This window comes from Stenotrophomonas sp. 2YAF22, from assembly GCF_052114665.1.
GTDB classification, from domain to species: domain Bacteria; phylum Pseudomonadota; class Gammaproteobacteria; order Xanthomonadales; family Xanthomonadaceae; genus Stenotrophomonas; species Stenotrophomonas indicatrix.
Window position 1 is genome coordinate 1 of record NZ_JBFRFE010000002.1, and the last position, 26,127, is coordinate 26,127.

The 26,127-nt window shown below is 67.0% G+C and carries 18 protein-coding genes; 8 read left to right on the forward strand and 10 right to left on the reverse strand.

All coding sequences use genetic code 11. The features are described 5' to 3' along the window. Positions 1 to 142 precede the first annotated feature (142 nt). From AB4Y84_RS00125 to AB4Y84_RS00140, 4 genes are all read right to left on the reverse strand, one after another. Positions 143 to 592, reverse strand: coding sequence for an REP-associated tyrosine transposase (locus AB4Y84_RS00125; RefSeq protein ID WP_312111507.1), 450 nt, complete (start codon positions 590 to 592; stop codon positions 143 to 145). 319 nt (positions 593 to 911) lie between these two features. Next, positions 912 to 2,243 carry an O-antigen ligase family protein gene (locus tag AB4Y84_RS00130; RefSeq protein ID WP_312786901.1) on the reverse strand — a complete coding sequence of 444 codons (1,332 nt, stop codon included), beginning with the start codon at positions 2,241 to 2,243 and terminating at the stop codon, positions 912 to 914. Further along, positions 2,224 to 3,339 (reverse strand): glycosyltransferase, encoded by a 1,116-nt coding sequence (locus AB4Y84_RS00135; RefSeq protein WP_442244372.1) that lies wholly within the window; start codon positions 3,337 to 3,339, stop codon positions 2,224 to 2,226. The genes AB4Y84_RS00130 and AB4Y84_RS00135 overlap by 20 nt, the downstream gene beginning before the upstream one ends. 15 nt (positions 3,340 to 3,354) lie before the next feature. Beyond that, positions 3,355 to 3,552, reverse strand: a complete 198-nt coding sequence (locus AB4Y84_RS00140) for a zinc-finger domain-containing protein (protein ID WP_025874129.1) — start codon at positions 3,550 to 3,552, stop codon at positions 3,355 to 3,357. A gap of 437 nt (positions 3,553 to 3,989) precedes the next feature. On the opposite strand from AB4Y84_RS00140, the gene AB4Y84_RS00145 reads away from it, so the two are divergent. Together AB4Y84_RS00145 and AB4Y84_RS00150 are read left to right on the forward strand one after the other, a co-directional pair. Next, positions 3,990 to 7,334, forward strand: coding sequence for a GH92 family glycosyl hydrolase (locus AB4Y84_RS00145; protein WP_442249637.1), 3,345 nt, complete (start codon positions 3,990 to 3,992; stop codon positions 7,332 to 7,334). Further along, a complete protein-coding gene (locus tag AB4Y84_RS00150) occupies positions 7,331 to 8,086 on the forward strand; it encodes a basic secretory protein-like protein (protein WP_032951610.1) in 756 nt (251 codons plus the stop codon). The genes AB4Y84_RS00145 and AB4Y84_RS00150 overlap by 4 nt, the downstream gene beginning before the upstream one ends. A 404-nt stretch (positions 8,087 to 8,490) precedes the next feature. Here the strand turns inward: AB4Y84_RS00150 and AB4Y84_RS00155 are convergent, their stop codons facing one another. Next, on the reverse strand, positions 8,491 to 10,782 hold the full coding sequence (locus AB4Y84_RS00155; protein ID WP_442244375.1) for an NADP-dependent malic enzyme: 2,292 nt from the start codon (positions 10,780 to 10,782) through the stop codon (positions 8,491 to 8,493). A gap of 229 nt (positions 10,783 to 11,011) precedes the next feature. Next, positions 11,012 to 12,367 (reverse strand): dicarboxylate/amino acid:cation symporter, encoded by a 1,356-nt coding sequence (locus AB4Y84_RS00160; protein WP_312787127.1) that lies wholly within the window; start codon positions 12,365 to 12,367, stop codon positions 11,012 to 11,014. Between the two features lie 329 nt (positions 12,368 to 12,696). Here AB4Y84_RS00160 and AB4Y84_RS00165 point away from each other — a divergent pair, with 329 nt between their 5' ends. Both AB4Y84_RS00165 and AB4Y84_RS00170 read left to right on the forward strand, forming a co-directional pair. Continuing rightward, positions 12,697 to 13,866 carry an OprO/OprP family phosphate-selective porin gene (locus tag AB4Y84_RS00165; protein ID WP_442244376.1) on the forward strand — a complete coding sequence of 390 codons (1,170 nt, stop codon included), beginning with the start codon at positions 12,697 to 12,699 and terminating at the stop codon, positions 13,864 to 13,866. Between the two features lie 68 nt (positions 13,867 to 13,934). Continuing rightward, on the forward strand, positions 13,935 to 16,580 hold the full coding sequence (locus AB4Y84_RS00170; RefSeq protein WP_442249638.1) for a hybrid sensor histidine kinase/response regulator: 2,646 nt from the start codon (positions 13,935 to 13,937) through the stop codon (positions 16,578 to 16,580). A gap of 526 nt (positions 16,581 to 17,106) precedes the next feature. Here the strand turns inward: AB4Y84_RS00170 and AB4Y84_RS00175 are convergent. The 4 genes from AB4Y84_RS00175 to AB4Y84_RS00190 all read right to left on the reverse strand — a co-directional run bounded on the left by AB4Y84_RS00175 (position 17,107) and on the right by AB4Y84_RS00190 (position 20,955). After that, positions 17,107 to 17,757 (reverse strand): response regulator, encoded by a 651-nt coding sequence (locus AB4Y84_RS00175; protein ID WP_442249639.1) that lies wholly within the window; start codon positions 17,755 to 17,757, stop codon positions 17,107 to 17,109. 72 nt (positions 17,758 to 17,829) lie between these two features. Further along, positions 17,830 to 18,885 carry an ABC transporter substrate-binding protein gene (locus AB4Y84_RS00180; protein WP_442244378.1) on the reverse strand — a complete coding sequence of 352 codons (1,056 nt, stop codon included), beginning with the start codon at positions 18,883 to 18,885 and terminating at the stop codon, positions 17,830 to 17,832. Continuing rightward, positions 18,882 to 20,273 (reverse strand): sensor histidine kinase N-terminal domain-containing protein, encoded by a 1,392-nt coding sequence (locus tag AB4Y84_RS00185; protein WP_442244416.1) that lies wholly within the window; start codon positions 20,271 to 20,273, stop codon positions 18,882 to 18,884. The genes AB4Y84_RS00180 and AB4Y84_RS00185 overlap by 4 nt, the downstream gene beginning before the upstream one ends. Continuing rightward, on the reverse strand, positions 20,266 to 20,955 hold the full coding sequence (locus tag AB4Y84_RS00190; RefSeq protein WP_025874118.1) for a response regulator transcription factor: 690 nt from the start codon (positions 20,953 to 20,955) through the stop codon (positions 20,266 to 20,268). The genes AB4Y84_RS00185 and AB4Y84_RS00190 overlap by 8 nt, the downstream gene beginning before the upstream one ends. Before the next feature lie 232 nt (positions 20,956 to 21,187). Between AB4Y84_RS00190 and AB4Y84_RS00195 the strand changes: the two genes are divergently transcribed. From AB4Y84_RS00195 to AB4Y84_RS00210, 4 genes are all read left to right on the forward strand, one after another. Further along, positions 21,188 to 22,324, forward strand: a complete 1,137-nt coding sequence (locus AB4Y84_RS00195; RefSeq protein WP_442249641.1) for an OprO/OprP family phosphate-selective porin — start codon at positions 21,188 to 21,190, stop codon at positions 22,322 to 22,324. A gap of 78 nt (positions 22,325 to 22,402) precedes the next feature. After that, positions 22,403 to 23,731, forward strand: coding sequence for a CitMHS family transporter (locus tag AB4Y84_RS00200; protein WP_442244418.1), 1,329 nt, complete (start codon positions 22,403 to 22,405; stop codon positions 23,729 to 23,731). Positions 23,732 to 23,756: 25 nt separating this feature from the next. Beyond that, entirely contained in the window at positions 23,757 to 24,497 is a 741-nt protein-coding gene (gene phbB, locus AB4Y84_RS00205; protein WP_025874115.1) for an acetoacetyl-CoA reductase, read from the forward strand. Between the two features lie 177 nt (positions 24,498 to 24,674). Further along, on the forward strand, positions 24,675 to 26,127 hold a 1,453-nt coding region (locus tag AB4Y84_RS00210), incomplete at its 3' end, for a TonB-dependent receptor plug domain-containing protein (protein ID WP_442249640.1).

The window sequence follows — 26,127 nt, forward strand, 5'->3', positions numbered from 1 at the left end:
CCATCCACGCATGGCGTGGATCTACTCGGCGGCTGGTTTCATCCACGCATGGCGTGGATCTACTGGGAATGCCGATCGGCAGCCAGCCGCCGATCAGTAGATCCACGCCATGCGTGGATGTTCTCTCTTCCGATGCCGGAATCTACAACGGCCAACGACACCAGGCGTGAGGGTAGTCCCCCACCCCACCAGCCAATCCGGCCCGCACCGGATTGCCCAGGATGTACATCGCCTTGTCATGAAGGGATTCATCGGTACGCACCGCATGGTCCTGATAGCCGTGCTGCCAGAGCGGCCCTTTTCGTCCCGATATCCGGTTCAGCTGCCGGCTGCTGCGTGATTTCAGCAACGCCATGCACTGGGCCAGCGTTCCCTTCTGCAGCTCCATCAACCAGTGCAGGTGGTCGGGCATCACCACCCAGGCGAGGCTGTGGCTGATGCCGCTGCGTTCGACGAAGCGCAGCGCGTCCACCAGCACAGCGACATTGCCTGCGTCGGAGAAGAATGGCTCCCGGCCGTGTGTTGTCGTGGTCAGGGAATAGACATTCCCTGTGCGGGAGTAGCGACCGTAGCGAAGTCTGGGGCTTGCCATGGGGATAGACTGCGGCTTGCCCGGTCATCCCGGCATTGGCGGACCACCCTGCGGCCAGTCGGGAAAAGCCGCGACACCGGCCAATGTTCACGAGAATGCCCATCCACGCATGGCGTGGATCTACTGCTCCCCCGCCAGACACGTCCCTGTAGATCCACGCCATGCGTGGATACGACCAGCCACCCCACACAATCCAGTAGATCCACGCCATGCGTGGATAGGCCCCAACCCGCACACGCAAGTAGATCCACGCCATGCGTGGATACGCCCAACCACCCCGAGCAATCCAGTAGATCCACGCCATGCGTGGATGCGGAGATTACCCGGCGCCCGGCTGATCATCCGGTTCACGCGCCAGCAACGTGCCGACGAACAGCGCGGCGAGCAGGACGGTCAAGCCGCCCCAGAACGCGGAATAGAACGCCAGGTGCGTATTGAGCGGGAACACGGTGACCGCCAATGCCAGCATCGCCGGGCGTGCACGTTCGCGCGCCGGGGCCGGGGCGAAACGCCATGCCCGCCATGCCTGTGCCACCGCCGCCAGCCACAGCAACAGACCCAGCACGCCGGTCTCGGCAAGAATCTCCAGCACGATCTGGTGGGCGTGCAGCGCCGGCATCGTGCCCCACACCGCCGGCCCTTCATCCGCAACGCAATGGGGATAGGCATCGCGGAAGCCACGAGCGCCGACACCATTGATCGGATGCGATTCGATCATGCAGGCCGCCGCACTCCAGATGCGGGTACGGCCGGACAGCGCCTGTTCGACCCCGTCATCGCCACCTTCCCAGGCCATTGCCGTGCGCGCCACACGCTCTCGCAACTGCGGCACGCTGGCGGTCAGTACGCCCGCCGAGAGAACACCCACCAGCGCCAGCAGGCCCAGCCGCTTCCATCCCAGTTGGCGCACGCCGCTGTAGACAACCACCAGGCCGAAGGTGATCCATGACGCTCGCGAGCCGGCCAGCAGCAGCACCACGCCCACCGCAGCGACGGCCAGCAGCCAGCCCGCATTGCCGAAACGGCGCGCCACTGGCAACAACAGGAACGGCGAAAGACTGGCCAGCACCTGGCCGAACTTCAGGTTGCACGGTCCCAGCGCTCCGCTGAGACGATCAGCCAACGCGGCTTCTTCAGCCGGGCACAATGCGTGGCCGCTGATGGCCAGCTTGATCTGCTGCAGCGACCAGAACCAGGGGCTGGTGCCTGCCAGTGCCTGCACCAGCGCGTCGAGCGTCCACAGGCCGGTGATCACCGCCAACCCACCCAGGGTCAAGCGCCGCCGCTGCGGCGTGGCCACGGCGATTGCCACCAGCCACATGAAAGGCAGATAGCGCAGCCCCGCCGCCGCCTTGGTCCACGACGCCGCCGGGTCCACGGCATCGAACGCCGAGAACGCCTGCGGCAACCAATAACCAAGGAAAAGGATCGATGTCAGCGCCCACGCTGCCGGGCTCAGCAGATGCGGTCGATGCTGCACCCGGCGGATGACCATGCGTGCCGCGGCGTACAACGCTCCCAGGCCCAGCACCGTTTCGGCGATGCCTGGCAGCGGCCACAACGCAACGTAGGCCAGCACCCACCAGGGCGCCCAGCGTCCGGCGCGCTCATCGCGCAGGGGCTGCGTGGCGTCAGCCAGCGAGGTCGGCATAAAGGCGGAGGGTATCGCGCTGCATGGCCTGCAGGGTAAACGGGATACGGCCCGGCAGCGATGGCGGCTGTGCCAGCAGGGCCAGCGCACGTTCACCCAACAGCTGCGCATTGCCCAGCGGCACGGCGCCACTGGGCTGCAGCTGCTGCAGCAGTTCGCCGACCCCACCATGGTTCCAACCCAGCACCGGACGGCCGACCGACAACGCTTCGACCACGGTGCGACCAAAGGCTTCCGGTTTGTCCGACAGCTGCAGCACCAGATCGCTGGCGGCGTACGCCTGGGCGATGCGCGCAGTCGGCGTGCTGACGTGCACCGCCCCGGTCACGCCCAGTGCGGCCGCCTGCTTGCGCAGCTCTGCCACATAGGCTTCCCGGCCAGGCTCGTCGGTGCCCAGCATCCACAGCTGCGCCGGCACCCCGGCTTTGCGGACATCGGCAAGCAGCTGCAACGCGTGGGCGTGGCCTTTCAACCGGGTGCCGCGCCCCGGCAACAGCAACAGCGGTCCATCGACCTGGGCCAGCCACGGGTAGTCCGCCGCCAGCGCCAGCCGGGGACGCCGATCAGCGCGTGCCACGCGCGGGAACTGGCTGACATCCACCCCGCGCGGGATCACCTGCAGCCTGTCGTGCGGCACCGTCGGGTAGTGCGTGTGTACGTAGTCGCGCACGCTGTTGGAGACACAGATCACGCGTTCGCCGCTGGTCATCACCGCGCTGTAGCGGCTGGGCGAATTCAGCCCATGCACGGTAGTCACCCAATGCGGCCGCTGTGCCGGCTGCATCGCACGGATCGCGTACAGCCCCAGCCACGCCGGCAGGCGCGAACGGGCGTGGACGATGTCGGCGCCCACTTCGGTGAACAGGCGACGCAGGGTAGGCAGATGGCGCAGCGTCAGCAGCGACTTGCGGCCGATATCCAGGGTCAGGTGCTCGGCACCGCTGTCGAGCAGCGGCTGCACCAGGCGACCACCAGCGGACACCACCAGCGCGCGATGGCCGGCAGCGACCAGGGCCGCGGCGATTTCAAGGGTCGAGCGCTCGACACCGCCGGAGTGCAGCGCCGGCAGCAACTGCACCACGGTCAATCGGCGCATCGAGGGGGCAGCCGTTTAGTCGGCCAGTACGAACACGGCACCGCAGTAAGCACACTGCGCTTGCCCGTTGGGTTCGTCTTCGATCGGCAGGTACACCCGCGGATGCGAGTTCCACAGCGCCATTTCCGGGGTCGGGCAGCTCAGCGGCAGATCGCTGCGGTGCACGGTGTAGCGCTTTTCGGCGTTGGCGGGCGCGGTGGCGGTATGGCTCATGGCGGATGTCGATGAACGGATTGCGAGGCCTGCGATTCTAGCATCTGGGCCCGGCAAACACCGTGCGCTGCGTGGCCGCTGCGCGCGGCGGCCCGCTTGCAGCCTTCGCCGGTGCAGCCGCGTGCGACCGTCCTGCACCTCCCGCGCCGCCGTCGCCCTGCCCCCATCGGCGGGAAATCCCAGGCAGACCAGTCAGTTCCGCGCGGAATCGGTCGTCGTTCGAATTTCCCGCATTTGGATCGAACTAAATGGCACTTGTCAGGGCGCTGCCGGCTGTTGCAGCATCGGCAGCGATCCATTCCTGACCCGATCGCATGGCCCGCCCCCCACCGGACCTGCATCGCCCCCCGACTGCCCTGCGGCGGACGGGGCGATGCTGTCCGTGGTGTTCGCCGATGCGGGTTCTGCCTGCCGCCTGCCCTACCGGGAGACCCTGCATGACCCTGTCCGATCCGCGCCGCGCCCTGCTTCCGCTCGCCCTGGCCCTGGCCTGTGCGACCACTGCGACGCCGGTGCTGGCGCAAGGGCTGCAGACCTCCTTCGAGCCGGGCGAACCGGCACCGGCCAGGTCCGCTGACGCGCTGTCCGTCGAGGTCGGCAGTGGTCCTGCCGCGCCGTACGCGGCCAAGCGCAACGTCGGCTACAGCGGCCTGCATGCGTTGCATTACAGCGCCAGTGGCGGCCAGGCGCGCCGCGAACTGTTCAAGACCGATCTGCCCATCGACACCGACACCACGCTGTCCTGGCTGGTACTGCCGGAGATCGTCGGCAAGGACACCGTGGCCTCCACCTATGTCTCGCTGGACCTGCTGCTGGACGATGGCAGCCGCGTCTCCGCCAGCGGCGCGCGCGACCAGCACGGCGTAGCGCTGGGCGCACAGGCGCAGGGCGATTCGAAGACGCTGTACCCGCAGCAGTGGGCGCGCAAGGCGGTCAGGCTGGGCGACATGCCGGCGCTGAAGGGCCGCCGCGTGCTGGCCATCGAGCTCGAGGTGGCCAGCGCCAATGGCGCGCCTGTGTCGGGCTGGATCGACGACGTGCGCCTGGACGCGCAGCCACGGCAGGCGCCGCAGCGCGTCTCTGACTGGGTTCTGACCACGCGCGGAACCCAGGCCAACGGCACCTTCTCGCGCGGCAACAACTTCCCGGCCACTGCGGTACCGCACGGTTTCAACTTCTGGACGCCGGTGACCGATGCCGGCGCACTGAACTGGCTGTACCGCTGGAACGAGCAGAACGATGCGAAGAACCGGCCGCAGCTGCAGGCGTTGGCGCTGAGCCACCAGCCCAGCCCGTGGATGGGCGACCGCCAGACCTTCCAGGTGATCCCCTCCGCCACGCGCGGTGTGCCCGAAGCGGACCGCAGCAAGCGGGCGTTGTCCTTCGACCGCACGCAGGAAAACGCGCGCCCGTACCGCTACGACGTGCGCTTCGACAACGGCATCGCCGCGTCCATCGCCCCCACCGACCATGCCGCGCTGTTCCGCTTCGAGTTTCCCGAAGGTGGCGACGCCAACCTGCTGTTCGACAACGTCGATGCCCGCGGCGGACTCACCCTCGATGCCGCCACGCAGACGTTGACCGGCTACACCGATACCCGCAGCGGCCTGTCCAACGGCGCTACCCGCATGTACGTGGTCGCCAGCTTCGACAGGCCGTGGCGCAGCAGCGGCCAGATCGGCACCGGCCGCCCGACCGGCTACATCAAGTTCGACCCAGGCAGCGAGCGCCGGGTGACGATGCGCATCGCCACCTCGTTGATCTCTGTCGAGCAGGCGCGGCACAACCTGGCACTGGAAATCGCCGCCGCCGATACGCTGGAAAGCGTGGCCGGACGTGCACAGGATGCGTGGGATGCGCGCCTGGCCCGCTTCGACATCGGCAATGCCAGTGACGACCAGAAGACCACGCTGTACTCCAGCCTGTACCGGCTGTACCTGTACCCCAATTCCGGCCACGAGAATGCGGGCACCGCCGCCGCGCCCGAGTGGCGCTATGCCAGCCAGGCCAGCGCCGCCGATGACAACACCGACGGCAGCGCGACGCGCAGCTTCGCACCGGTGCGCGACGGCAAGGTCTTCGTCAACAACGGCTTCTGGGACACGTTCCGCACCACCTGGCCGGCGTATGCGCTGTTCAACCCGGATGATGCCGGGCAGCTGGTACAGGGTTTCATCGAGCAGTACCGCGCCGGTGGCTGGGTCGCGCGCTGGTCCTCGCCGGGCTACGCGGACCTGATGGTCGGCACCAGCTCGGACGTCGCCTTCGCCGATGCGTGGCTGAAGGGCATCGGTGGCTTCGATCCGGAAGAGGCCTACGCCGCAGCGCTGAAGAACGCCACCGTGGTGCCACCGGACCGCCACGTCGGCCGCAAGGGCATGGATCGCTCGACGTTCCGCGGCTATGCCAGCGCCGACGTGCATGAAGGCATGTCGTGGACGATGGAAGGTGCGCTCAATGATTTCGGCATCGCCAACATGGCCGATGCCCTGGCCAAGCGCGCGACGACACCGTCCGCACGCGAACGCTACGCCACCGAGGCCGACTACTTCCGTCACCGCGCCGGCAGCTACGCGACGTTGTTCGATCCGGCCGCCGGCTTCTTCCAGGGACGCAGGCCCGATGGCAGCTGGCGCCTGCAGGCCAAGGACTACGACCCGCGCGTGTGGGGCCACGACTACACCGAATCCAATGGCTGGACGTTCGCCTTCACCGCCGCCCAGGATGGCGAAGGCCTGGCCGCGCTGTACGGTGGCCGCGACAAGCTGGCCGCCAAGCTCGATACCTTCTTCGCCACCCCGGAAACCGCCGACGCCGCATTCGCCGGCTCCTACGGCGGCACCATCCATGAGATGACCGAAGCGCGCGACGTGCGCATGGGCATGTACGCGCACAGCAACCAGCCGGCACACCACATCCCGTGGATGTACCTGTATGCCGGGCAGCCGTGGAAGACCCAGCAGCATGTGCGCGAGATCCTGTCGYGGCTGTATGTCGGCAGCGAGATCGGCCAGGGCTACCCGGGCGACGAGGACAACGGCGAGACCTCGGCGTGGTACGTGATGGCCTCGCTGGGCCTGTATCCGCTGCGCATGGGTGCACCGGAGTACGTGATTGGTTCGCCGGCGTTCCAGCATGCGCGCGTCGAGCTGCAGGGCGGCGCGGCGTTGACCGTCAATGCACCGCAGAATTCGCCGGAGAACGTTTACGTGCAGTCGCTGAAGATCAACGGCAAGCCGTGGACCAAGACCTGGGTGCCGCACGAAGTGATCGCCAGGGGTGCAACCCTGGACTTCGTGATGGGCCCGCAGCCGTCACGCTGGGGCAGCGGCGTCGATGATGTTCCGCGCTCGCTGACCGCGCGCGGCCAGCGCCCGCAGTTGCTGCACGATCTGCTCGGCAATGGCGCGCAGGCGGCACTGGCTGATGGCCGTGCCCTGCCCGCGCTGATCGACGACGATGCCAACACGGCCGTGCCGCTGGGCGGCGGCGTGACCATCGCACTGAGCCACGTGGGCGATGGCGTACCGACGATGTACACGCTGACCAGCGGTGACGGCACAATCCGTGGCGGTGAGTGGACACTGGAAGCGCGTGCCGGCAACGGGCGCTGGGTAACGCTGGACCAGCGACGCGGCGAAGATTTCACCTCGGCGCGGCAGACCCGCCCGTTCCGTATCGCCTCGCCCTCACGCTACGCCGAGTACCGTCTGCGCCTGGCTGCGCCGGGGCGCCTGCAGCTGGCCGAGATCGAACTGTTGGCGCCCTCCCCCCTACAATGACGTCCATGCGCCTACGTTTGCTCCCCCTCGCTCTTGCCGCCCTTGTATTTCCCAGCCTCAGCCACGCACAACCGCAGACCCAGGCCTTCGATGGGCAGGTCAGCCGTGACGGGGTGACCCTGTACTACCAGGATGCCACCGGCGCGCTGGCCGCACCGGTGCGCAAGCGCATCATCGATACGTTCTACTTCGCTTACCTGCGCGAGCGTGCGGACTTCCGCCCGGCCGCGCCGAACGAGGTGCGCATCGTGATCGATCCGGCGTACAACGGCGTCGCCTTCGTCGGCGACAAGGACAAGGCCAGCACGATCACGATCAATCCGGGCTGGCTGGTCCAGCACCCGGATGACATCGATCTGGTCACCCACGAAGCGATGCACATCGTGCAGGGCTACCCCAGCTATGGCGACAAGCGCGTGCCGGGCTGGCTGGTGGAGGGCATTGCCGACTACGCCCGCGATCGCTACGGCATGAACAACGCCGCTGCCGGCTGGGCGTTGCCGGACAAGCTGAGCCAGGGCCAGACGGTGGAAAGCGGCTATCGGGTAACTGGTGCCTTCCTGAAGTGGGCCGAAGCGGCGCACCCGGGACTGGTGCTGGCACTGGACAAGGATCTGCGCGACGGGCGCTATGCGCCGGCGCTATGGCAGAAGCACACTGGCAAGACCCTGCCGGCGCTGTGGGCGGAGTATGCCAAGCCGCGCTCCCCGGCCCCTGCGCCGCCGCCCGCGCGGCGCGCGAAGCGGCGGTAAGCTCGACGTTGCCGGGGCGATGCCCCGGCCTTCAACGCGACTGCACGAAGCCGGCGTACAGCGCGAACAGCTGCTGGAAGTACCGCTTGCTCACTCGACTGCGCATGACACTGCTCCGCCCATGGAAAGTTGGTCGGGCCCAGGGTGGGAAGGCCGGTCCGGTCCCTTCCCACGGCCAGGCCGCGTAGGCGTATTGGGCCGCAGCGAGGTTGCAGGGCGATTACCGGGCGGCGTAGCGGGTGTGGCAGGCGCCTGCGGGTAGAGCCGGCCGCTGGCTGGCTGTCGCGGTGTACCTGGACATGATGGCGGTTGCCGGCCAGCGGCCGGCACTACCGTTTCCGCGTTGCGAAAACAGAAACGCGCCCCGTGGGGCGCGTTTCTGCAGATCGCATCGGAACGAAGGCTTATACCTTCTTTTCCGCTTCGATCTGCTTGCGGATCTGCGCATCGACCGCGGCGATGGCGGTCATGTTCAGGATCCGGCGCGAGGTCGCGCTGGTGGTCAGGATGTGCACCGGCTTGTTGACGCCCATCAGGATCGGACCGATCGCCACGCCATCGGTGAACACGCGCACCAGGTTGTAGGCGATGTTGGCCGCTTCCAGGTTCGGCAGCACGAACAGGTTGGCACGGCCCTGCAGGGTCGAGCCCGGCAGCAGCTTTTGGCGCAGGGCTTCATCCCATGCGGTGTCGCCCTGCATTTCGCCGTCCACGTTCAGACGCGGGTTGCGCTTGAGCAGCAGCTCGCGCACCTGGCGCATCTTCAGCGCATCCTTCGAATCGTGGCTGCCGAAGTTGGAGTGCGACAGCAGTGCCACCTTCGGTTCGACGCCGAACAGCTTCATGCGATACGCGGCCTGCAGGGTCGCTTCGCACAGCTGCTCTGCGGTCGGGTCTTCCTGCACGTGGGTATCCACGAAGAAGAACACACCCTGCTGGTTGATCACGCCGGTCATCGCCGAGGTCGAGGTGACCTTCGATTCCAGCGGCAGCACGCTGCGCACGTAGCCCAGCTTCTTGTGGAAGCGGCCGACGATGCCGGTCAGCATCGCATCGGCTTCGCCACGGGCCACCATCACCGCAGCGATCAGGGTCGGGCGCGAACGCATCAGGTTCTTGGCGGCGGCCACGGTGACGCCACGACGGCCGGTCAGGCCGTGGTAGTACTGCCAGTATTCGTTGAAGCGCGGGTCGTCATTGATGTTGGTGACTTCAATGTTCTCGCCGATCTTCAGGCGCAGGCCGAGGCGCTCGATGCGCGATTCGATCACTTCCGGGCGGCCGATCAGGATCGGATGTGCCAGGCCGTCGTCGACCACGTTCTGCACCGCCTGCAGCACCACTTCTTCTTCGCCTTCGGCATACACCACGCGCTGCTTGTCGCTGCGCGCGCGGTCGTAGACCGGCTTCATCATCAGGCTGGTGCGGTAGACGAACTGCGACAGCTTCTGCCGGTAGGCTTCCATGTCGGCGATCGGACGGGCGGCCACGCCCGAATCCATCGCGGCCTGGGCCACGGCGGCCGACAGTTCCACCAGCAGGCGGCGGTCGAACGGACGCGGGATCAGGTATTCGCGGCCGAAGCTGGGGGTCTCACCGCCATAGGCAGAGCCCATGTCGGTGGCGGCGCGGCGGGCCAGCGCGGCGATCGCGCGCACGCAGGCGATCTTCATTTCCTCGTTGATCGCGGTCGCACCGACGTCCAGCGCACCGCGGAACAGGTACGGGAAGCACAGCACGTTGTTGACCTGGTTCGGGTAGTCCGAACGGCCGGTACCGATGATCGCGTCCGGACGCGCGGCGCGCACCAGTTCCGGCATGATTTCCGGGGTCGGGTTGGCCAGGGCGAAGATCACCGGGTCCGGTGCCATCGTCTTGACCATCTCGGCGGTCAGGATGCCCGGCGCCGACAGGCCCAGGAAGATGTCCGCGCCATCGACGATCTCGGCCAGGGTGCGCTTGTCGGTGTCGCGCGCATAGCGCAGCTTTTCCGGGTCCAGGTCGGTACGGCCGGTGTGGATCACGCCTTCGCGGTCGAAGGCCAGGATGTTCTCCGGCTTAAGGCCCAGCTGCACCAGCATGTTCACGCAGGAAATGCCGGCCGCGCCCATGCCCGTGGTCGCCAGCTTCACTTCTTCGATCTTCTTGCCGGTGATCGCCATGGCGTTCAGCACCGCAGCACCGACGATGATCGCSGTGCCGTGCTGGTCGTCRTGGAACACCGGRATCTTCATGCGCTCGCGCAGCTTGCGCTCGACGATGAAGCACTCCGGTGCCTTGATGTCTTCCAGGTTGATGCCGCCGAAGGTCGGCTCCAGCGAGGCGATGATGTCGACCAGCTTGTCCGGGTCGTTCTCGTCCACTTCGATGTCGAACACATCGATGCCGGCGAACTTCTGGAACAGCACGCCCTTGCCTTCCATCACCGGCTTGCCGGCCAGCGCGCCAATGTTGCCCAGGCCCAGCACCGCGGTGCCGTTGGAGATCACCGCCACCAGGTTGCCGCGGGCGGTCAGCTCGCTGGCCTGCTGCGGATCGGCCTTGATCGCTTCACAGGCGTACGCCACGCCCGGCGAATACGCCAGCGACAGGTCGCGCTGGGTCAGCATGGGCTTGGTAGCGGAAACCTTGATCTTGCCGGGCGGAGACATCCGGTGGTAATCGAGGGCGGCCTGTTTGAAATCTTCGTTGGACATCGATGTGGGTTACATGAATGGGCAGAAGGGACAGGGGATCATACCCCCGTTGGAGCGGTCGGACCTGTCGCTATGCTGTCGCAGTGATGCTGCGACCGCACAATTCCATGGCGTATGCGACGTTACCAGAGCACAGCTTCGGCGCTGGCGATGACAGCCGTGGGACGCCTTGAAACGCTGCGGGGCCGTGCCACTGTCGTGACCGGCCCCGCAGTACCACACACCCGGATCAGCCCTTGGCGGGCAGCGCCTCGGTCATCGCCAGCGGCACGGCATCGACCGGCGGCGGCAGTTCGCTTTCGCGACCATCCAGCGCCAGCTTCAGGCGGTCGCGGTCCAGCGCACCTTCCCAGCGCGAGACCACCACCGTGGCCACCGCGTTGCCGATGAAGTTGGTCAGCGAGCGGCACTCGCTCATGAAGCGGTCCACGCCCAGGATCAGCGCCATGCCGGCCACCGGCACTTCCGGCACCACCGCCAGGGTGGCGGCCAGGGTGATGAAGCCGGCACCGGTGACGCCGGCAGCGCCCTTGGAGCTGAGCATCGCCACCAGCAACAGCGCGATCTGGTGGCCCAGGGTCAGCTCGGTGTTGGTGGCCTGGGCGATGAACAGCGCGGCCAGGGTCATGTAGATATTGGTGCCGTCCAGGTTGAACGAGTAACCGGTGGGGACCACCAGGCCGACCACCGACTTGCTGCAGCCGGCACGTTCCATCTTCTCCATCAGCGACGGCAGCGCCGACTCCGACGACGAGGTGCCCAGCACCAGCAGCAGCTCGGCCTTCAGGTAACGGGCCAGCTTGAACACCGAGAAGCCACACAGACGGCAGACCACGCCCAGGATCACCGCAACGAACAGGAACGCGGTGAGGTAGAACGAGCCGACCAGCCAGGCCAGGTTGACCAGCGAGCCGACGCCGTACTTGCCGATGGTGAAGGCGATGGCACCGAAGGCACCGATCGGCGCAGCCTTCATCAGGATGTGCACCAGCTTGAACACCGGCGCGACCAGCGCTTCCAGGAAATTCTGGATCGGCTTGCCCTTCTCGCCCACCGAGGCCAGCGCGATGCCGAACAGCACCGCCACGAACAGCACCTGCAGGATGTTGCCGTCAACGAAGGCGCTGATCAGCGTCTTCGGAATGATGTCCATCAGGAAGCCGACCAGGGTCAGGTCGTGCGACTTCTCGACATAGCTGTGCACCGCGGTCTGGTCCAGCTCGGCCGGGTTGATGTTCATGCCGGCGCCGGGCTGCACCACGTGCGCCACGATCATGCCGACGATCAGCGCCAGCGTGGAGAAGAACAGGAAATACGCCATCGCCTTGGCGAACACCCGGCCCACCGTGCGCAGGTGGGTCATGCCGGCGATGCCGGTGACGATGGTCAGGAAGATCACCGGGGCGATGATCATCTTCACCAGGTTGATGAAGGCATCGCCGAGCGGCTTCATCTTCTCGCCGATCAGCGGCTCGTAATGGCCGAGGACAGCACCCAGGACGATCGCCACGATCACCTGGAAGTACAGCTGGCGGTAGAGCGGCAACGGCTTGCTGGGCATCGGCGCAGCGGTCGGGATGTGCATGGCGGACTCCGGAAGGGGCGTTTTCAGGCACGTACGGCCCCGGAAGTGCACGGGAACCGTTACCGTGGAAACTGACCGCACGCCCCTTGATTACAGCCGCGGGGTGCGACCAATGGACGCCTTTGTACGCGCCACGCACCGCCACGCAGATAACCTATTGGTACTAGCCCCCCGGTTCAGGTGGCTGCGCTGCCTACACTGGCGCCGCACCGCTGATCGCGGGGATGCCGGTGGCCCGACCTGAACGGCCGGGCGCGTCATTGCGAAAGTTCCGGCCATTGCGGCCGTTGTTGTCCTGTCCACACGCAATCTGAGAGAGCCGCACCATCATGCGCCCGATTCCCACCTTGCTCGCCCTTTCCCTGGCGGCGCTTCCCGCCTTCGCTTCGGCTGCCGATTTCGACAACTGGCCGACCAAATACGCCTTCGGCGACGGCACGGAACTGGCCGCCACCGCCAACATCGCCTACGACTACAACGACTTCACGTCCGCCAGCGGCATCGAGGATGACGACGCGGTGCGCCGCAAGGAATTCGGCGCGACCCTGAAAAAGAAGGGCGTGTACGATGCAATGGTCTACTACGACTTCCAGGCCGATACCTGGCTGGACGTGTTCGTGCGCTTCGAGAGCAAGGCGTTCTTCGGCCGCGATGTCGGCCGCTTCCGCTTCGGCTACATGAAGACCCCGGTCGGCCTGGATGCCAACACCTCCTCGCGCGCCGGCAGCTTCCTGGAAACCGCGCTGCCCGTGCAGGCGTTCTACGCAGGCCGCCGCACCGGCGTGGAATGGGTGCTGGAGCGTCCGCAATACCTGCTGCAGGCCGGCGCCTATGGCGGCAAGGACCTGCAGGGCGACAACCCCGGCACCACCCAGGCGGTGCGCGCGGTGTGGACGCCGGTGAAGGCACCGGGCGACGTGATCCACCTGGGCCTGGCCTATTCGCAGGAAAATCCGCGCGGTTACCACGATGGCCGCGACGTGCACCACGAAGCCAGCGCGCGCCTGCGGGCCCGTCCGGAAGCCGGCCTGACCGATATCCGTCTGGTCGATTCGGGGGCCTTGGTCACCGCCGACCAGATCCGCCGCACCGGCCTGGAAGGTATCTGGATCCGCGGTCCGTTCTCGCTGCAGGCCGAAGCGCTGCAGGCCACCGTCACCCGCAATGATGGCAAGCCCGACTACACCGGCCACGGCCAGTACGCGATGGCCAGCTGGGTGCTGACCGGCGAATCGCGCCCGTACAACGCCGGCGCCGTTGCCAACATCAAGCCGGCGCACGACTACGGTGCGGTGGAACTGGTGGCCCGCTACAGCCGCCTGGACCTGGACGACGGCAGCATCCTCGGTGGCCGCCAGCACGACCTGACCCTGGGCGCCAACTGGTACCTGACCAGCCACTTCAAGTTCCAGGCCAACTACGTGAAGGTCGACGCCAGCCGTCGCGGTGTGCGCAGCACCCCGGAGATCTTCGAACTTCGCGCGCAGATGCACTTCTGATCCCTTCCACGTGTCAGATCCCGGCGGGCGTGCATGCCACGCCCGCCGGCCCTGCGTAGACTGCCGCCATGTACTGGCTCAGCCGACACCGCCTGCAGTTGCTGACCGTTCTGGTGATGGTGGCCGGCACCGTGCTGTGCGCGGCCGCCGCAGGCCACTATGCCTGGCGTCGCGCGCTGGGCACCGAAAGCGCGCAGGTGCAGCGCCAGCTGCAGCTGTATGGCCAGGGACTGCAACAGCGCATCGACCGGTTCGGCACCCTGCCGCAGGTGATGGCGCTGGATCCGGACCTGCTGCAAGCACTGCAGGTGCCGCCCTCGCCCGCCGAGCGGCAACGCCTGAACCTCAAACTGCAGCGCGCCAACCAGGTCACCCGCACCTCGACACTGACCCTGGTCGGTCGCGATGGCGTGGCCGTGGCCGCCAGCAACTGGGACCAGCCGACCAGCAACGTCGGCGAGGATTACAGCTACCGCCCCTACTACCAGCAAGCGCTGGCCCATGGCCGTGGTCGCTTCTACGGCATCGGCATGACCACCGGCGTGCCCGGCTACTTCATGTCCGAGGCCATCCTCGATGCCGACAGCCAGCGCATCGGCGTGATCGTGATCAAGATCGAGCTGTCGGCACTGGAACAGGAATGGTTGAACAGCCCGGACGTGGTGCTGACCAGCGACAACCACGACGTGGTGTTCCTGGCCAACCGCGATGCCTGGCGCTACCGCCTGCTGCGCYCGCTCGGCACGGAGGAACGCAACGAGATGCGCGCGGCGCGGCAGTATGCCGACCGCTCGCTGCAGCCGCTGCGCGTGCGCACCGAAGATGTGCTGGCCGATGGCGGCCGCATGGTGCGCCTGCTCGACCCGGCACTGCCGCAGGCGATGCTGTGGCAGACCCTGGCGCTGCCCGACGAAGACTGGAGCCTGCACCTGCTGCACGACGCCAGCGCGGCCACCAGCGCCGGCCGCGGCGCGGCAGTGGCCGGCGCCGCCGCTTGGCTGGCGCTGGGTTTCCTGCTGCTGTTCGTGCAGCAACGGCGTCGCCTGTCCAAGCACCGCCAGCGCAGCCGGCGTGAACTGGAAACCCTGCTCAAGCAGCATGCACAGGAACTGCGGACCGCCCAGGACGGCTTGCTGGAAGCCGCGACCGATGCCGACGTTGGCTTGAGCCGCAGCCTCGAACATCTGCCGCAGGGCGTGGTGGTGATCGACAAGGAACAGCGTCTGGTCGCGTGGAATTCGCGCTATCTGGAGCTGTTCCGCTTCCCGGCGGGGCTGGTGCGGGTGGGCCGTCCGATCGAGGAACTGTTCCGCTTCAACGCACGTCGCGGCCTGTTGGGGCCCGGCCCGATCGACGAGGCCATCGAACGCCGCCTGACCCACCTGCGCAGTGGCCGCCCGCACATGCGCGAGAGCGAGAAGGACGACGGCACGGTGCTGGAGATCCGCGGCAACCCGTTGCCCGATGGCGGCTTCGTCACCAGCTATGCCGACATCACCAGCTACAAGAACGCCGCGCGCGAATTGCGTTCGCTGGCCGATGCGCTGGAACACCGCGTGGCCGAACGCACCCAGGATCTGGACGAAGCCCGCCGCGAAGCCGAGCAGGCCAACCGTTACAAGACCCGCTTCGTCGCCTCGGCCGTGCACGACCTGCTGCAGCCGCTGAATGCCGCGCGCATGTTCGTGTCGGTGCTGCGCGGCAAGCTCACCGACCCCGAACAGCAACAGACCAGCGACCACATCGACGCCGCCTTGGCTGCACAGGACGCGATCCTCAACAGCCTGCTGGACATCGCCCGGCTGGAGTCAGGCAGCCTGCCCACGCGCGTGCAGGCCTTCCGCCTGGGGCCATTGCTGCAGGCGCTGGCACGCGAATCCGGCATTGGCGCGCAGGCGCGCGGTCTGCGCGTGGACTGGGTAGATACCGATGCGGTAGTGGTCAGCGATGAAGCACTTCTGCGCCGCATCCTGCAGAATTTCCTGTCCAATGCCGTGCGCTACAGCGAACGCGGCCGCGTGCTGCTCGGCTGCCGGCGCCGCGATGGCCTGCTGTGGATCGAAGTACACGACCAGGGTCCGGGCATTCCCGATGCCCTGCAGGGCGAGATATTCGAGGAGTTCCGGCGCCTGCACGATGGCCAGCAGCGTGGCGCTGGACTGGGCCTGGCAATCGTGGATCGCATCGGTCGCCTGCTCGGTCATCCCATCGCGCTGCGCTCGCAGCTTGGCCAGGGCAGCGTGTTCGCGGTGGGTGTTCCGTTTGGCGAGGCCAGCGCCATTCCGGCCACTGCACCCGCGCCCGTCGTTGTGCAGGAGCCGGCTGCAGACAATCCGCTGCGTGGGCGTCGGGTGTGGGTGATCGACGACGATCCGCACGTGTGTGCGGCCAGCCGCGCGCTGCTGGAACGATGGGGCTGCGAGGTGGTGCTGGCCGATGGCCCACAGGCGGCGCTGCAGTTGGCCAGTGCGGGCGCGGTTCCGGAACTTGTGCTGCTGGATGTACGCATGGGCGATCACCACGGCCCAGTGTTGTACGAGACGCTGGCGGAGCTTTGGCAGGCGCGGCCGCCGGTGGTGCTGGTCACCGCCGAGCGCGATGCCGGGCTGCGCGAGATGGCCGCTGAGCGCGGCTGGGGGATGATGGCCAAGCCGGTGAAGCCGCCGGCGCTACGGGCGTTGATGAGTCAGTTGCTGATCCGCCATCGCGGGTGATTTCCAGCCAACGGCGCAGCCCCTCGTGGGTGTTGGTTGATCGCGGAAAGCCGGGTTACTGAGGGCTGGCCGGGTGGGTGGGTACTGCGGGGACGCCGTGAACCCGTCCATGGGGGCTTGGCCGCGGCATCCATGCCGCGGACACCCCGCACTACCCACCCRCCCGGCCGCTGACAGGTTCCGGGTGTTCCCCACCCACGGAGAAGAAAAAGAGGATCAAAAGCGGGTCGCAGCGCTGCGCTTGCTCACAAGCCGAGCGTGGCTCGGCTCTACAGGAGGCAATGCGGCCGACCAAGCCGCTTTTGCTTTTGATCTTCTTTTTCTTCTCCGTGGGTGGCAGACCACCGGAATCTGTCAGAGGTCGGTCGGGTTGGGTTCGCGGGGGTGTCAGCCGCATGGATGCGGCGGCCAAGCCTCCAGGGACGGATTCACGGCGTCCCCCGCGAATCCAACCCGACCGACCCACCACGGCTTTTGCTCTCCGCGACCAACCAACACCCACGAGGGGCTACGCCGTTGGCTGGAACTACAACCCGATGCCTGCGTCGCCTTCCGGCTCCAGCGCCTTCACCAGCACTGCCGCCTGCGTGCGGCTGTGGCATTCGAGCTTCTTCAGGATCGCGGTGACATGCACCTTCACCGTGTTCTCGGCCAGGCCCAGCGTGTAGGCAATCTGCTTGTTGAGCAGCCCGTCGGCCAGGCACAGCAGCACCCGGAACTGCTGCGGCGTCAGCTGCGCCAGGCGGCTGGCCAGCAACGCGTCGGCCTCGGAACGCTCGGCCGCCATCGCCGGAAACCACAGGCCACCGTCGAGCACCGCCGCCACCGCTTCACCGATGGTTTCGGCAGGCGCGGACTTGGGAATGAAACCCGCCGCGCCGAACTGCTGCGCGCGGCGGATCACCCGCGGGTGGTCGTTGGAGGACAGAATCACCACCGGAATGTCCGGGTGCGAACCGCGCACGTGCAGTAGCGCGGAGAATCCATGTGCGCCCGGCATGGTCAGGTCCAGCAGCACCAGATCCACATCGGGCTGTGCGTCCAGCGAAGTGGCCAGTGCTTCGGCGCTGGCGACCTCGCGCACCTGCGCCAGCGGCAGACTCTGCCGCAACRACTGCACCACCGCCGAACGCAGCAGCGGATGGTCATCGGCGATCAGGATGGTGTATTCGCTCATGCGGCCATTGTACGGGCAGCAAACTGCCTCCGCCGGGCATGGCCCGGCGCTACCGGAGCACCAGTACGGGCGCTACCGCCCCGCCGGCTCCACGCTGCTGCGCCATGCATCCAGGAACTGGCGGCGCTTGAGTGCATCCAGGTAGACCAGCAGGCCGGGGCCGAGCTGGATCGGGCGACGGCTGCGGCCAGGGGCATCCCCGCCGCCTGCATCGCTGCGCACGATCGGCATCAGCCGCGCTTCCCGCGCGAGCACCTGCTGGCCGCGCGGCGACAGCAGGTAGTCGAGGAAACGCCGCGCTTCCTGCGGGTGCGCGCCGGTACGCGGAATCACCGCCGTACGCAGTACCACCAGCGTGTAGTCTTCCGGCTCGACGATGGCCAGCGGTGCGCCCGCATCGATACGCGCCTGCGCATACGAGCCCAGCACGTTGTAGACCAGCGACAACTGGCCGCTGGCCACCTGGTCCAGCAGCACCCCGGTACGCTCCTCGCGCACCACCGCGTTGTCGCCCAGCGCACCGAGCAACGCGCCGGCGATGCTGCCGCGCTGGGCGTCCTGGGTCGCCAGCAGGTAGCCCACGCTGCTGCGTTCGATATCGTAGGTGCCAACCTTGCCGCGCAACGGCGCCCCCTCCGCGCGCAGCAGGTCCAGCAGCTGTCGACGCGTGTGCGGCGCTTTCGCCGCCGGCAGCCTGCCGGTGTTGTAGACCATCACCACCGGTTCGTAGCTGATGCCGAATGCCTCGCCACGCCATTGCGCCCACGCTGGCAGCGCCTGGGTCTGCAGCGAGCGGTGTGGCAACGCGTGGCCGTCGTTGACCAGCTTGGTCTGCAGGTCCATGCCGCTGGAGATCAGCAGGTCCGGCGACGCAGGCCCGCTGCGGTCGCGCAGGTAACGCGCGTACAGGTCCTGGGTGATGATGTCTTCGTACACCACCTCGCTGCCCGGATGCAGCCGCTGGTAGTCGGCGATGACCTCGGCGAAGACCTCGATATCGGTAGTGCCGTGGATGCGCAGCTGTGCGGTGGCGGCGCCCTGGGCGGGGAAGCGGCGTACATCGCCAGGCGCGGCGAGGACCGGCACCGCCAGCAACAGGGCAACAACAACGACGAACAGGCGGATCATGTGCTGCTCCGGGGCAGGCGGATGGTGGCGACCAGGCCACCCTGCGGTCGATTGCTGAGATCGATCTGGCCGCCATGGCTGTCGACCACCCGCTTGACGATGGCCAGGCCAAGGCCTGCACCGCCGGAGGGTGCGCCCTCGCCGCGTGCGAAACGCTCGAACACGCGTTCGGCATCGGCGGCGGCGATGCCGGTGCCGTGGTCGGCGATGGTCAGCACGGCCTGCCCACCTTCAGCGGTCAGCGCGATCTGCAAGGGACCATCGCCGCCGTACTTCAGCGCGTTGTCGACCAGATTCTTGATGGCTTCGCGCAGCAGCAGCGCGTCGCCATGCACCTGCACCGGCTCGGCCGTCATCGCCAGCTGCACGCGCGGGGCGGGCCCTGCCTGCGGCAGCGCTTCATGCAGGGCCTGGTGCACGGTCTCGGCCAGGTCCACGGTGGCGAAGCGCTGCAGATGTGACCGATGGATCACGCTGGCATCGCTGAGCAGCTGGTTGAGCAGCCGGCTCATGTGGGTGGCGTTGCGCTCGATCGCCTGCAGGCTGCGCCGCATGTCTTCCGGATCGTCGTCGTCCAGCGCCAGCTGTGCCTGCGCGCGCAGCGCGGCCAAGGGCGTGCGCATCTGGTGCGCGGCCTCGGCCATGAACGCACGCAGGGTTTCATTGCTGCTGGACAGGCGCTCCATGAAGCGGTTCAGCGCCGTCACCATCTGATCCATCTCGCGTGGCACGCGCGCATCCAGCGGTTTCAGGTCGGACGGCTCGCGGCGTGACAGTTCGCGCTCGACCCGCACCAACGGCCGGAACGCGCGGTGCACGCCGAATGCCACCAATGCCAGCAGCAATCCCGAGAGCACGCCGATGGCCAACAGCGCGCGGGTGACCAGCTCCTGCGCCACCGCTTCGCGCGCACGCCGGGTCTGCCCCACCTGCACCTGCACCTCGCCCTGCGCGGAGGCCGCGGCAAAGCTGCGGCCGACCACGACGAAACGCACGGTTTCACCGCTGTAGGCCGCATCGAACAACTGCGGTTGCGTGCCCGGCCGCCGCGGCGACGCAGGCAGGTCACCGTAGCCGGTGATCAGGTTGCCGCGGCTGTCGGCGATCCGGTAGAACACGCGGTCTTCCGGCGCCATCGCCAGAAGGTCCAGCGCGGCATACGGAAGGTCCACCTGCCACTGGCCATCGACCAATGCCACCGAATCGGCGATCGACAGGGCCGAAGACACCAGCAGATGGTCGTAGGAGCGGTTGGCGGCGCGTTGGCCGTAGTCGCGTGCAGCGAACAGCAGCGCCACCGCGAACACCGCCAGCAACGCGCCCAGGTACAGCAGCAGGGTGCGCCGCAGCGACCCGGGGGCGGCACTTGCGCTGCGCGCGTCAACCATCGGCATCGGCCGGGCCGTCGCTGGCTTCAAGCAGATAGCCGACACCACGCACCGTGGTGATGCGCAGCGGCGCGCCCGCCAGCTTTCTGCGCAGGCGACCGATGTACAGCTCGATGGCATTCGGCCCGGCTTCGTCATCGAAGCCGAACAGGCCATTGCCGATCTCATCCTTGCCCACCACCTGGCCCAAGCGCCCGACCAGGATCTCCAGCAAGCGATACTCGCGGTTGGGCAGCTCGATCGGCTCGCCATCCAGGGTCACCCGGTGCGCAGCGTTGTCGAACTGGAAGCCGCCGATCTGCACCACTTCGCTGGCTTGCCCGCGTGCACGTCGCAGCAGCACGCGGCAGCGCGCTTCGAATTCACGGAAGTCGAACGGCTTGCCGAGGTAGTCGTCAGCACCGACATCGAGTGCCTGCACGCGATCTTCGATGCCATCGCGTGCGGTCAGCATCAGCACCGGTGTGCTGTCACCACGCTCGCGCATGCCGGCCAGCACCCGCAGCCCATCCAGTTTTGGCAGGCCGATATCCAGCACCACCAGATCAAAACTCTGGTAACGCAGCACGCTGGCGGCGGCCAGGCCGTCGGCCTGCCAGTCCACCGCGTGACCACTGCGGCGCATGCGACGGATGATCGCATCGGCCAGGTCCGGGTTGTCTTCGACCAGCAGCAGGCGCATGGGCACAACAGTGGGAGGGGAAGCGAATGCTACCGCATGGCGCCGGACCTGCCCGTCGGCCCCATGCCCGGCGGCCTTTACGCTGCACCGCACAAACCGCTGACAGGACGATGACAGCTTGCGCGACACAGACTGCGGCCGCGCACCGTCCGGTGCCCACGATTGCCGCGCGCCTGGCGTGCACCTGGGAGGGTTTGTGGAATTGAGCATTGCCTGGCGGCGTCCTGCCGCCATGATGGCCCTGGCTGCGCTGGCCGCGCCGGCCTTCGCCGAAGACGAGCGTCCGGTGACCGCCACGGTCGGCGGCCGCCTGCACCTGGACTTCGCCACCTTCGACAACGACAACCGGGGCACGCCGAACAAGGACGACACCGAAATCCGTCGCGCCTGGGTTGACGTTTCCGGCAAGTTCTTCGTGGTCGACTACAAGCTGGAAGCCGATTTCTCCGGCGACCGCGTCGAGGCCAAAGACGTCTACCTGAGCCGCAGCTTCGGCGATGCCGGCCGGCTCACCGTGGGCCAGTTCAAGCAGTATTTCTCGCTGGACGACYGCACCGGTTCCAACTACGGCAGCTTCCTGGAGCGCGGCAACGCCGGCACCACGCTGGCGCCGCTGTATCGGCTGGGCGCGTCCTGGCAGGCCAATCCGGGCGATTTCACCTGGGCAGCCAGCGTGTACAGCCTGGAAAGCATCGATGCCTGGCAGGTCAAGGGCCGCGCCGCCGGTGGCCGCGTCACCTGGGCACCGGCCCCCAGCGAGGGCGACGTGTTGCACCTGGGCCTGTCGCTGGCCCGGGAGGCCTACGACAACCCGGGTGGCAACGGCACCCCGGGCCTGAAGATCCGCCCGCGTCCGGCCGGGCATCTGTCCGACGAAAGCCGCCTGACCCTGGTCGATTTCTCCGCTGGCCGCGATACCGACGTCAACAAGTGGTCGCTGGAGTATGCGCAGGTGCGCGGCCCGCTGTCATGGCAGGGCGAATTCAGCGGCGCAACCTTCGATGATGGTGCCCAGCGCGGTGATGTGATGGCCGCCTACGGCATGCTCAGCTGGTTCGTCACCGGCGAGAGCCGTGCCTACGACCGCAAGACCGGCCGCTTCGCCCGGGTCAAGAACATCCGCCACAAGGCCGGTGCCTTCGAAGTGGCCCTGCGCTACGACCAGATGTGGGGCGCACAGCACCTCGATGGCCAACCCGAGCTGCGCCGAGGCAGCACCGAAGGCTGGACGCTGGGCGGCAACTGGTACCTGCGTGACAACCTGCGCTTCATGCTCAACGTGATCGAAAGCCGCAACCGCGACCGCTTGGCTGGCACCACGGTGGACCGCACGCGCGCGGTCACCGGACGCCTGCAGTTCGACTTCTAAACGCGTTCTTCCCGGGCGCGCACGCTCCCGGCCCCCTTCCACGTCCCACGTCCTGTTTCCTCTAGGAGTCCGCAGATGATGCTGAGCATCCTCGGCTTTGGCATGGTCATTACGTTCATGTACTTGATCATGAGCAAACGACTGTCGCCACTCGTTGCCCTGATCACCATTCCCATCATCTTCGCCCTGATCGGTGGCTTCGCTGCCGGCATCGACGAAATGATGCTGGAAGGCATCAAGAAGATCGCGCCGACCGGCGTGATGCTGATGTTCGCCATCCTCTACTTCGGCGTGATGATCGATGCGGGCCTGTTCGATCCGCTGGTGCGGATCATCCTGCGCTTCGTCAAGGGTGACCCGATGAAGATCGTGTTCGGTACCGCCGTGCTGGCGATGCTGATCTCGCTCGACGGCGATGGCTCGACCACCTACATGATCACCGTGTCGGCGATGCTGCCGCTGTACCAGCGACTCGGCATGAACGCGCTGAACATGACCTGCGTGACCATTCTCGCCGGTGGCGTGATGAACCTGACCCCGTGGGGTGGCCCGACCGCGCGCGCTGCCACCGCCCTGCACGTGGACCCGGCCGATGTGTTCGTGCCACTGATTCCGTCGATGGTGATCGCCTGCGCTGGCGTGCTGCTGCTGGCCTGGTACCTGGGCCTGAAGGAGCGTCGTCGCCTGGGCGTGGTGACCCTGCCCAAGGGCGGCAGCTGGATGGACAACAGCGTGTCCGACGACGGCAACACGCTGCCGACCGTGGAAGATGCCGAAGACACCAAGCGCCCCAAGCTGCTGTGGGTGAACCTGGTGCTGACCCTGGCCTTGATGAGCGCCCTCATCATCGGTGTGCTGCCGATGCCGGTGCTGTTCATGATCGGCTTCGCCATCGCACTGGTGATCAACTACCCGAACCTGGCCGAACAGCGCCGCCGCGTGGTCAGCCATGCCGGCAGCGTGTTGTCGGTGGTGGCGCTGATCTTCGCCGCAGGCATCTTCACCGGCATCCTCAACAACACCGGCATGGTCGAGGCGATGTCGCACAGCTTCCTGGCGATCATCCCAGACAGCTGGGGCCCGTACCTGGCGGTGATCACCGCCGTGGCCTCGATGCCGTTCACCTTCTTCATGTCCAACGACGCGTTCTACTTCGGCGTGCTGCCGATCCTGTCCGAGGCGGCCGGCAACTACGGCATCACCCCGGTGGAAATGGCCCGCGCGTCGCTGGCCGGGCAGCCGGTGCACCTGCTCAGCCCGCTGGTGCCTTCCACCTATCTGCTGGTGGGGCTGGCCAAGGTTGAATTCGCCGACCACCAGAAATTCACCCTGAAGTGGGCGATCGCCATTTCGCTGCTGCTGATGATCGGCGGCCTGTTGTTCGGGCTCTATCCCTTCACGGCCTGATTTCCTTACCAAGGAGCGTTCTGCAATGACTCTTCGCATCGCCTACGTCACCAGCGGGATGGGCAGTGTCGGCACTGCCATCTGCCAGAGCCTGGCCCGTTCCGGCCATACCGTGGTCGCCGGCTGCGCGCCCAACTCGCCGCGCAAGGCCAACTGGCTGCGCGAGCAGCGCGAACAGGGCTTTGATTTCATCGCCTCCGAAGGCAACGCCACCGATTGGGCGTCGACCACGGCGGCCTTCGCCAAGGTACGCGCCGAGGTCGGCGAGGTGGACGTGCTGGTCAACAACTCCGGCGGCAGCCGCGACCTGCTGTTCCGGCAGATGACGGTGGAGGACTGGAATGCAGTGATCGCCTCCAATCTCAATTCGCTGTTCAACCTGACCAAGCAGGTGGTCGATGGCATGGCCACGCGTGGCTGGGGCCGCATCATCAACATCGGTTCGGTCAGCGCCCACAAGGGCCAGATCGGCCAGGTGAACTACGCCACGGCAAAAGCCGCGATGCACGGTTTCAGCCGTGCGCTGGCCGCTGAAGTCGCCTCGCGCGGGGTCACCGTCAACACGCTGTCGCCGGGCTACATCGCCAGCCAGGCGATCAGCAGCTTCCCACCGGACGTGCTGGATCGACTGGCCGCGTCGGTACCGGTGCGGCGCCTGGGTCGCCCGGAAGAAGTGGCCGGCCTGTGTGCCTGGCTGGCTTCGGATGAAGCCTCCTACGTGACCGGTGCCGACTATCCGGTCAACGGTGGCCTGTACATGGGCTAGCCCTCTCCGCGCAGGGCGTGGGTCTGCTTCCCTCCCCCGATGGATTCACGCCCTGCGCGGCTTCTCCCACGACGCCGTTCGTTGGTTTTCCGTAAACAAGGTTTCATGTTCCGTTCGCATAGTGGCCATGCGCCGCGCCCCCCGGGCCGGTGACCATCCCCCATGCAATGGACCATCATGCAGACCCGATACCTGACGATCGCCGTGGCGATCGCGCTTTCCGCCGCCAGCGCCCACGCCGCTGAAGCCATCGACGCCACCGCCGATACCGCGCTGAGCGCGCAGACGCTGGATACGGTCTCGGTCATCGGCCAGGGCGAGACCCGCCAGGTGCAGCGCATCACCACCGTCGACAAGCAGGTGCTGCCGCCGGGTACCAGCGGCCAGAAGATCCTCGACCGCCTGCCGGGCGTGTCGGTGCAGTCCAACGATGCCTTCGGTGCGAATGAAGAATCGCAGACCATCAGCCTGCGCGGCTTCGACAAGAGCCGCCTGGGTTACACGCTGGACGGCATCCCGCTGGGCGACAACAGCTACGGCAACTACAACGGCCTGAGCATCGCCCGTGCACTGATCGCCGAGAACCTGGCTGGCGCCGAGCTGTCGCAGGGCATCGGCTCGCTGGGCGTGGCCTCGACCAGCAACCTTGGCGRCACCATCCAGTACTTCTCGATGGACCCGTCCACCGAATTCGGCGGCCGCGCCAGCATCACCGTCGGCGATGACAACCAGCGCCGCGGCTACCTGCGGGTGGACACCGGCGACATCAACGGCTTCTCGGCCTACGTGTCCGGCGTGCACCAGGACCAGGACATGTGGGCCGCGCCGTACCAGAACCAGACCACCCGCCAGTTCAATGCCAAGGCGGTATGGAACGTGGGCGACAACCGCTTCGGTGCCTTCGTCGCCACCTCGCGCGCCAGCCAGGCCAACTACGCCTACCTGTCCAAGGACATGCTGGCGCGCGGCCTGGGTTATGACTGGAACATCTATGCACCGGACTGGGATCGCGCCGTCGCGGCTGCATACTGCGCACCGGGCACCTACAACAAGGCACGCTGTGCGTTCAGCGGCGGCGTCAACAGCATCGACGATGCCTACTACCAGAGCCGTGCGCTGCGCGACGACAACCTGTATTCGATCGACGCCGACATCCGCCTGGGTGAACAGGGCCGCCTGAAACTGCTGGGCTACCACCACGAAAACCGTGGCCAGGGCCACTGGTGGGCACCGGGCCAGCCGTCCTACCCGGGCACCGACAGGATGCTGCCGATCTCGATCCGCAGCACCAACTACACCATCAACCGCGATGGCGTGACCGCTGCGCTGTCGTGGACGCTGGGCATCCACGAACTGGAAGCCGGTGTGTGGTACGAACAGAACGACCATAACGTCTCGCGCAACTTCTACTACATCAGCGGCCCGTTCCTGGACGACCTGTACCTGCAGAACCCGGACCGTCGCCTGTTCAACCAGGACTTCGACATCCGTACCCGCCAGTTCTATGTGCAGGACCGCATGCGCTTCCTCGACCAGCGCCTGACCGTGGACGTGGGCATCAAGAGCCCCAACACGCGCATGACTGCCAAGGCCCAGCCGGGCGTGGAAACCAGCATCGCCTCGGGTACGC